General features: G+C 49.4%; 8 protein-coding genes. All 8 read right to left on the bottom strand.

Annotated features, from left to right (window positions below):
- On the bottom strand, positions 1 to 689 hold a 689-nt coding region (locus ACWA6V_RS11460), incomplete at its 3' end, for an ABC transporter permease (protein ID WP_449522610.1).
- Positions 690 to 691: 2 nt separating this feature from the next.
- Entirely contained in the window at positions 692 to 1,396 is a 705-nt protein-coding gene (locus ACWA6V_RS11455) for an ABC transporter ATP-binding protein (protein WP_310074384.1), read from the bottom strand.
- On the bottom strand, positions 1,389 to 2,666 hold the full coding sequence (locus ACWA6V_RS11450; protein ID WP_449522609.1) for an acyltransferase family protein: 1,278 nt from the start codon (positions 2,664 to 2,666) through the stop codon (positions 1,389 to 1,391). The genes ACWA6V_RS11455 and ACWA6V_RS11450 overlap by 8 nt, the downstream gene beginning before the upstream one ends.
- 44 nt (positions 2,667 to 2,710) lie before the next feature.
- Positions 2,711 to 3,961, bottom strand: a complete 1,251-nt coding sequence (locus ACWA6V_RS11445) for an efflux RND transporter periplasmic adaptor subunit (protein ID WP_449522608.1) — start codon at positions 3,959 to 3,961, stop codon at positions 2,711 to 2,713.
- A gap of 187 nt (positions 3,962 to 4,148) precedes the next feature.
- Positions 4,149 to 5,186 (bottom strand): metal-dependent hydrolase, encoded by a 1,038-nt coding sequence (locus ACWA6V_RS11440; RefSeq protein WP_449522607.1) that lies wholly within the window; start codon positions 5,184 to 5,186, stop codon positions 4,149 to 4,151.
- 1 nt (position 5,187) lies between these two features.
- Positions 5,188 to 6,993, bottom strand: coding sequence for a DNA helicase RecQ (recQ, locus tag ACWA6V_RS11435; RefSeq protein ID WP_449522606.1), 1,806 nt, complete (start codon positions 6,991 to 6,993; stop codon positions 5,188 to 5,190).
- A gap of 232 nt (positions 6,994 to 7,225) precedes the next feature.
- Complete coding sequence (locus ACWA6V_RS11430) at positions 7,226 to 8,248, bottom strand: alpha/beta hydrolase (RefSeq protein WP_449522605.1); 1,023 nt, start codon at positions 8,246 to 8,248, stop codon at positions 7,226 to 7,228.
- 182 nt (positions 8,249 to 8,430) lie between these two features.
- Positions 8,431 to 9,486 (bottom strand): methyl-accepting chemotaxis protein (locus ACWA6V_RS11425; protein WP_449522604.1); only part of this gene is annotated, 1,056 nt, incomplete at its 5' end.

Raw genomic sequence — 9,486 nt, 5'->3', positions numbered from 1 at the left:
GGATTAATATCGTCCTCGGTACTATTTTTTTGGCACAGCGCAATTGCTCTCAGTTTATCGCCTTTACCGCGAGCAATTGCATTGGGATCAAGGCGCAGTGGCAGCCAGAGATCAGTGTTATCAGGAAACCAATAACCCTGCGGCATTACACCAATTACCCTGTGGGTTTTACCGTCGATACGCAGTGTTTGGTCAATAATATTTTCATCGCCGCCAAACTGCGTGCGCAAGACTTCATAACCTATTACCACTACATCTTCCGCACCTTGCTGATTATCCTGCGTATTAAACTCGCGCCCGAACAGTGGCGCAGTGCGCGACAATTGAAAAATACTGGGGTCGGTTTTTGCCGCGCGATAACGCCGTGCACCATCGCGCCCGATTGCGTTGACATTCATTTCTTTGTAAGCGCCAAATAATTCCACGCCCTTTAAATTGGATGTGATCTCGGCGTAATCGTGCAGGTCAACACCATCACTAGACTCAACACCATCCTGGGTGATGTGAAAGCGCACCAACCGATCGCTGTCTTTAAAGGGCAGGTCTTTAAATAACATGGTGTTGAACATGGAAAATAAAAACACACTTAAACCCACACCCACCGCCATCACCAATGTGGTTAATAACGTGAAGCCCGGTTTTTTTGCCAATAGCCGCAGTGCATATTGGATATCCTTAATCATTGTCATGATCAGACCTGCCCGCGTTTTACAGTTTTGTCGGAAACCACACGTCCATCGAGCACATCAATTTTGCGCTGGCTGCGCTCAGCCGAACGCGGGTCGTGAGTGACCATACAAATGGTCGCACCTTCCGCGTGTAATTTATCGAGTAAATCCATCACTGCCTCGGCATTTTTGGTATCCAGGTTTCCGGTGGGTTCGTCGGCCAACAAAATAGAAGGGCGCCCGGCGATAGCGCGCGCAACCGCGACACGCTGTTGTTGCCCGCCCGATAGTTGCGCGGGATAGTGTTTGCTGCGGTGCGCCATATCCACTTTTGCCAGTGCCTCTTTCACCAATTGTTTGCGCTGGGTTTTATTAAGATCGCTGCGATAGGTGAGCGGCAGCTCCACATTTTCTTCCACATCCAAATCGCTGATTAAATTGAACGATTGGAAAATAAAACCTATTTCCTGGTTGCGGATACGCGCCCGCTCGCGCTTGGGAATATTGGATACATCCTGGTTGGCAAGTTTATATTTGCCGCTGCTCGCCGTATCCAATAACCCCAGCAGCGACAGCAGTGTGGATTTACCGCAACCGGAAGGCCCGGAGATGGACACATACTCGCCTTTATTAATGGTCAGCGAAATATCGCTCAGCGCATGGGTTGCCACTTCTTCAGTCAAAAATATTTTTTGCAGGTTTTCCAAAGTGATCAAGGTGTTATTCATGGCTGGTGCCCGCCGGTAAATTTGAAGGAATTGAAAGAGGATCAGTATTGCCTGTTGGCGTCTGCTTATGGTCGTTACTCTGGCCGGATACCAGCCATTTGCGCCGCAACTTACGCGCAATGGGTTTTTCAATCAGATAGGTGCTGATAATGCCCAGTGCAATAGCGCCCACCAATGCCCAGAAAAATTGATGCTGCCCGGCCTCGGGATTAAACATAATAAAGGCGCCGCACATCATCAGCACAAAATTTTGCCAGATAAAAATGGAAAAGCCGGTCTCTCCGAGAAAGCCCGTACCGGGCAAGGAAAACAACCGCGCTGCAATTCCCCTTCCGCGCGCTAGATCGACAATAATGACCATATAGAGCGGCATCATCAGCCCGTGGCGCAAGAAGAATTTAAACGGCTCCTCAATCTGCTTGGCGCATGCAAAAACGACCACGGCCAGTAATGCCAGATCACCCCAGGCGAACCAGCTACCAGAAGCAGGATCACTCGTATTAGCGGCGCGCGAAAAATTAAATACTCTGGTTAACAAAATACCGGCAATAAAATGCGCTAACCAAAATAGCGGTGTAGAGCCAATAAAAATTTTCCAAAATTGCGGCGCCTCAGTGCCAGCGGGAAAATACAACGCGTAAATACCGGTAGGTAGTAGCGAAATAAACGGCAGTGCACACAAGAGTTGAATGGATGCACGACGCGATAATGTTGCCAACCGGGGTAACAGAAATGGCATAACGGCGTAGAGAAATACCAGTGCCGAAATCGTCCAGGTTGGCCACGACCAAATGGGCACCAAATCCGGATACCATGCCTGTGTCAAGGTCAGTGTCGTAAGGCCGCTGGCCACCAATAACCACGGGCTGGTACCTAGCGATAGTTGATAGGCCGTTGTCATGAGCAAGGTAATCAACATCAGTATTAAATGGATGGGATAAATGCGGATCGCGCGCGCCAACCAAAATGTTTTTTTGGGAATACTCAATTGCCCATCCTCGCCCCAATACAAATAAGCAAGGATAAATCCCGAGAGCAAAAAGAAAAAACTGGTCGACATCCAACCATTGGCTATGGCAGTAAATAGCGGCGCGGGTAAATCATTCATACCGCGCAGCAAGTTTTCCATACCCGGTTCTTTTTTCATATCAAACAGAACCCAGAGATGAAAACAAAAAATATGCAGGATCGCTACAAAGCGTATACCTGTGAGCGCAGGCAGATGGCGCCCGTGCTGTTTCGGACGAATATCATGGGGGTTGCTGGTCATATTTAACTTCCTTTAAATAAATGGAACCGGTTTTTCTCGATTTATTAATTAATACGCAGTTTTTCGTAACTGCTGAAGCGGGTGGGATCAGAAATAATAATGTTATCGCCCGGTAAGAGGCCTTCAATAATTTCAATATGGTTTGCAGACCCCTGCCCGAGGCGCACGGCAACCCGCTCAAAAAAATGACCGTCGTCACTTAATTTATACAGCAGGGTTTCACTTTGGCTCTGCACAAAGAGCGGGCGCGCAACGTAAAGTGTATCGGCAATTTCAGTAATTTTTATTTCGCCATCGACACTCAAATCAGGTCGTGCGTCATCGGGCAGGGCTTGCGTCAATACCACATCCACTTGCACGTTGCCATTGATAACCGCCGGGTCAACGCGCGCAACTTTCCCTTCAATTTTATTATTGCGTGTATCGATAACAACGCGCTGCCCAACTGCCACCTCGCGAATATTTAGCTCGGGGATTTGCAGCTCGGCAATCAGCGAATCCTGCTGCGCCAGCTTGGCAATATTATCGCCCATCATTACCCGCTGGCCCGACACCAGTGGCAATTCCAGCACAACGCTGTCCATACTCGCTTCAATGCGTAAATCATTGACCTGCTGCTGGATAATCGCCACGCGCTGTTTGTGTTGGTTCAAACGCGCCTTGTGCGCATTGCGCTGAGCAATTAACGACTCTTCCATTTTGCCAAGCTGTTGTTGGTGCGTTTGCAAACGTTGTTGGGATTGATCCATGGCGAGACGGGTACGGTTGTAATCCAAACGGGAGACAGCACCGGTTTTAATCAAATCAGCGCGCGCCGTAAATTCCAGCTCGCTGGTTTCATAATCGAGCTGTGCATTGAGCAGATTGGATTTTTGTTGTTGTAGGCTGGATGCCAAGGCAACATCGGCTGCGGTAAGCTCTGCTTCCAGCGCCGCTAATTCCCATTGCGCTTCCGCGAGTTGCTGAATCAAGCGTGGATTATTTAACTCCACAATCAAATCGCCTTTTTTCACGCTGTGCCCGGGTTTCACCGCACGTTTTACCAGTGTGCCTTCCACACTCGCCGAGAGCCACTCGATGTTGTCTGGCACCAACACACCCGTGCCGCGCACCGACACGGTAAATTTTCCGCGTTTGACTTCATCAAACACCAGGGTATTGGCATCGACACTCATATCGGCCTGACCGAGATACCATAGATAATAAGTAGCAGAGATAATAACCAGCGCCGCTAACACCAATAGCAAATTGCGTTTCAGCAGGCGTGGTTTTTTGCGCTCGATACTGACGTCCATCACTGTTCCGTTTTTAGAATTGACGGAATGACTAGAGCAGCTTCTGTGCCATTTTTTAAGTGGCTGATTTTGATCGATTATTTATTGCGGTGATTGTGTGAATCCCATTAGTGGGATGCACAAGCGGCATAGGATTCCCGCTAGTGGGATTCGGGTTTGTTCAAATGGGATAAAACAAAAAGACTCGCTAGTTTCCTTTCAAAAATTCCACCAGTGTCTGATCTGTGCTGCCTAAAAACCGCTGTTGAAACCATTGCAAACTCTGCTCGCCCTCGATGGCAGGAATACGTTGTTCAGGTGTGATAAATATTATTCGCTCATTGTTTTTATCGATGTTGTGTTTGGCAACATCAAAGGTAAAAGTGTAATAAGGTTCAACACCCATGCGTAAATCCGCAATACTGATCACACCGTTTTGTTGTTCCATTTTGAAATAACCGTGACTAAACCAGGCGATACGGTTAACTTCCCAATTGCCCCTCACCACTTGGTAGATTTTTTCACCGCGCGGGTATTCCTCAAAACGAATTTCGGTATCGCTGTCGAGCAACGAATAAAAACCTTCGGCATAACCTTCAGGAGTGATGGCCACAACGCGCCATAACAAACTATTAAAGGGCGCTGCTGTCACCAATCGCTGCTGTACCGATACGCCTTGCGCCGCGAGGGATTTATCGGCGAGCGTGCCAACGTAAAATTGCATCGCCAGCCCCCACAATAAATACACACTGCTAACGGCAAGACCAACGCTATTCCAGTGCAATCCCGCCAGTTGTTTACGCGCAAGCGCTATGCCGGTGCCGATTAATAATGGCAAGGTATAAAGTGGATCGATGACAAAAACACTGCCAATACCAAAGGGATAATCACTAAACGGCAGTGCGAGTTGGGTGCCGTAAATCGTCATGGTATCGAGCAGAGGATGGGTAATTAATACTAACCAGACCGCAAGCCACCAGTGTTTAAACAGGTGCATTTCGCGCGCGAGTTTTGTAGTAATCCATGCAAACAAAGGTGCGACCAAGGTGAGGTAAAACAGCGCGTGGCTTTCTGTGCGATGCAGTGTCATATCGCGAATCGGATCGCCGTGATTAATCAGCACATCCAGATCGGGCAAGGTGCCCACTACCGCGCCCATGACTGCCGCTTTCCAGGGCGCCGTTTTGCGCCCCATCACGGCAACACCCACCGCGGCGCCCAACGCAATTTGTGAAAGTGAGTCCATTTTATTCCTCGTATTCTGCCGCGCGGATCACCGCTAAAAATTCATCGCCAAAACGTTTTAGTTTGCTATCACCCACACCAGTAATGCTGCGCAACTGTTCCGGTGTGAGCGGGCGGAATTCCAGCATTTCGCGCAGTGTAGCATCGTGGAAAATAACGTAAGGTGGAACACCCTGTTCTTCAGCGAGGCGTTTGCGGCAGGAACGCAACGCATTCCATAAGCCCTGGTCTTCTGCTTCGATATTTTGGCTGAGGTTTGCACGGCGCGGGGTATTGGCAACGACTTTCAGTTCGCGGCGCAAACTGATTTTTTCTTCGCCGCGCAAGTACGTACGGCAGGATTCATTTAATACTAAGCCGCCAAAACCATCGACATTCACATCGAGCAAGCCGCGTGCTACCAATTGGCGGAAAATCGATTTCCATTCATCTGCACTTAAATTTTTACCGATGCCGTAAGTGGTTAATTTGTGATGATCAAACGACAAAATTTTTTCATTATTGCTGCCGCGCAACACATCGATTACATGCCCAGCGCCAAAACGCTGGCCGGTACGATACACACAGGAGAGTGCCATTTGCACTGCCTCGGTCGCATCCCACGTCTGCGGCGGCGAAATGCAGCAATCGCAATTGCCGCAGGGCTGCGCGAGGGTATCGCCAAAATAGCGCAATAAACTTTGGCGACGGCAGCTGGTAATTTCACACAAGCCGAGCATCGCGTTTAAACGCTGCTGTTCATTGCGTTTGAATTCTTCACTGCCTTCACTCTGCGCCATCATCTGCCGCAGCTTAACCACATCTTCCAAACCATAAAGCAGTAACGTTGTGGCCGGTTCACCATCGCGCCCTGCGCGGGCGGTTTCCTGATAATAGGCTCCAATACTTTTGGGCAAATCCAGGTGCGCCACAAAGCGCACATCGGGTTTATCGATGCCCATCCCAAACGCGATAGTCGCCACAATAATGATGTTGTCTTCGCGTAAAAACCGCTCCTGATTTTTTTGGCGCACAGCCGCAGGCAACCCCGCGTGATAGGGCAGCGCGGTAAAATTTTCACTGCTTAGCCATTCGGCAATTTGCTCCACCTTATTGCGCGACAGGCAATACACAATGCCGGAATTGCCCGCTTGCTCTTCGCGCAAGAAACGCATGATTTGAATTTTGGGATTATTTTTTTGTGCGATTCGGTATTGAATGTTGGGGCGATCAAAACCGTTGATAAATTGCTGTGCATTTTCCAGTTGCAAGCGCGCGATAATTTCATCGCGTGTGCGCACATCTGCGGTTGCAGTCAAGGCAATGCGCGGCACCTGCGGAAATTCGCGCTGCAGTAATTCCAGCTTTAAATAATCGGAGCGGAAATCATGTCCCCATTGGGATACACAATGAGCTTCATCAATTGCAAAGAGGGAAATTTTTATCTGGTGAAATAATTCCAATGTGCGCGGCTGGATCAATCGCTCGGGCGCAACATAGAGCATATCCAACTCGCCGCGCTGCAACGCCAATTCGGTTTGCCACATCTCTTGCGCTGAAAGCGATGAATTTAAAAATCCGGCGCGTACCCCCAATTCACGCAGGGCACTCACTTGGTCTTGCATCAGCGCAATCAACGGCGATACCACAATACCCACACCTTCACGCACCAGTGCAGGAATTTGGTAACAAAGGGATTTACCGCCACCGGTCGGCATGAGCACCAAGACATCATCGCCGGCAACCAGGGCATCAATCACCGCTGCTTGCGGGCCACGGAATTCGTGGTAACCGAAGACAGTATTTAAAATGGAAAGGGGAGTGTTCATTTAAGTGTGCAATCCTTTTGCGCGGAATCCCAACACAGGTTTTAAGCATGTAAAAACAGCATTGATTGGCATTGCTAACCTTTGATCGAAATGATGCATATATTCATCAAAAGCGCGATTTTTCAGTAAATTGATAAATATATCCATCAATTTATCAGCGTGACTCATTGAAGAAAAAAGTGCGGCCTGAAAAAGCTCAGCCGCACCGGAAGATCCCTGCAGGCGGGTTGGCCTAGTTTTTCAGGGTTTTATTCAAGAAGTTGATGATGTCATCCATGGGCCAGAGTGCGTCTTTATCGAAGCAGCTGCCGGCCCAGTTGCAGCCATTGTCCAAATAGGCGTGGTTTTTGTTGGGGTAGACCTTGTACTCCACCGGTTGCTTGCCCGCTTTAAGCAGGTCCACATAGTGCTGCGCGGATTTTGGCGGGGTGGTGGTATCCAGGCTGCCCACGTGCACAAATTGCGGAGGCAGTTTGTATTCGCTCGCCTTGGGGACGAAATAAATTGGCGATACCGCTTTGTAGCGCTCAGGGTTGTCATTCACATTAAACGCATTGCTAAACAGACCGCGCGCCTCGGCCTTGCCGAATTTCCAAAATACGTTGTTGGGCGATTCAAATCCGCCTTTGGCAGCTTCATACAGATCAAAGGCACCGTAGCTCACCACGGCAGCCTGTACTTTTAATCCATCCTCCTGTGCGATTTGTTCGGCGGTTTTGCCTGCGGGCAAATAGCTGGGTTTGAAGCCCAAACTGTTACCGGCAAAACCATCGCTTTCCAGTTGACGGCCGCGCGTAAGGATCATGGTGGTGAGATGGCCACCCGCGCTGTCGCCGGTGATTGCTACACGGGTTGGGTCACCGCTGTATTGCGCGATGTGCTCTTTCACCCATAGCAGGCCACCGAACACATCTTCAATAATCTGGTTCATGGTCACACTGTTGTTTAGGTCGCCGAGCAGCCGGTAATTCATATTGGCGACGACAAATTCACCTTCGCGCGCGACCTTGGCGGCCATGTCATTCATGATCGAATTGTTATTCACTAACCAGCCGCCGCCGTGATAAATCACCAGCACCGGATAGGATTTCTTACCAGTCTGCGGCACATAAATGTCGAGCGTGAGGGGGAAATTATCGGGGTTGGCGAATTGGATTGCCTTATGGACGTTCACCTCGGGTACCGCGCCATCCGCTTGTGCAAACAGCGTGCAGCAGCTCAGTAGAGTAATTAGGAGGTTGATAGTTTTGCGCATGGAGATCTCTCGGTCGTAGTGAGTTATTGTGATGTTGGTTTTTGTGGTAATCAGAGAATAGATGCCGCAAGCCTGCGGCGGAAGTGATAAGCGTCAGCAGTTTTGACGTAGTTATGCACAGGGGGAAATTCGGAGCATAAAAAACGGCGCACAGGGCGCCGTTTGTACCACCAGGAATCGCGTTAAACTTTAAAGCTGTCTATCTGCTTTTTCAGCTCACTGGTTTCGTTAATTAATTGACTACCGCTGTGGTTGACCACTTGCGCATTCTCCACCACGTTTTCCGACAGGCCGTGAATCGCGGTAATATTTTTACTCACTTCATTGGCCACCGAACTTTGCTGATGCGATGCGGTAGCGATTTGGTGGTTCATATCATTAATGATGCCGATATTTGCGCGGATTTTATCGAGTGCACCACCCACTTTGGATGCTGTATCAATAGTTTCACGCGCAGACGCAGTACTGGTATTCATTGCCTGATGCGCTTCATCGGCAGCGCGTTGCAGCTGCACAATAATCGATTCAATTTCTTCGGTGGATGAACGGGTTTTTTGTGCGAGTGAGCGCACTTCGTCAGCAACCACCGCAAATCCACGCCCTTGTTCGCCTGCGCGCGCCGCTTCAATTGCCGCGTTAAGGGCGAGCAAATTGGTTTGTTCAGCGATGGTGCGGATAACTTCCATCACCGAGCCGATATTGACCGAATTATTTTTCAGTACCTGAATTTTTTGCGCAGTCGACTCAATTTGTCCTGTGAGGCGATTTACATTTTCCAATGACAGATTCACGATGGTATTACCTTCCTCGGCAAGAATGCTGGTGGCATTAGTGCGCTCAGCGGTATCGCCTGCGTGCCGTGCAATTTCATTGGCCGATGCCGAAAGCTCTTCCACGGCAGTCGCGACCAATTCAATTTCGCGCAATTGTTGCGATGTTGACTGCACGGTGCTCTCGGTTGCACTGCTCATTTTGTTTACATTAACCCGCACCTTGTCGTTCACTTGCACCACATTGCGAATGATTGAGGCGATATGCTCCATCACCAGATTAAAGTTGTGTGCGAGGGCGGCAATTTCATTTTGGCTATCTGTGGGCAGGCGACGGGTTAAATCCCCACCTCCACCAGCAATGGTGGCGAGTGAACGAGTCACTTCATCAACCGGCCCCAATACCAAACTGCGTATCAACAAATAGACGGTGATCAAGCTGGCAGCCAGCAACGCCAAAACCGTCAG

The organism is Cellvibrio sp., from assembly GCF_053579595.1.
The sequence above is the reverse complement of the archived record's forward strand: the minus strand, read 5'-3'. Positions and strand labels throughout refer to the sequence as shown.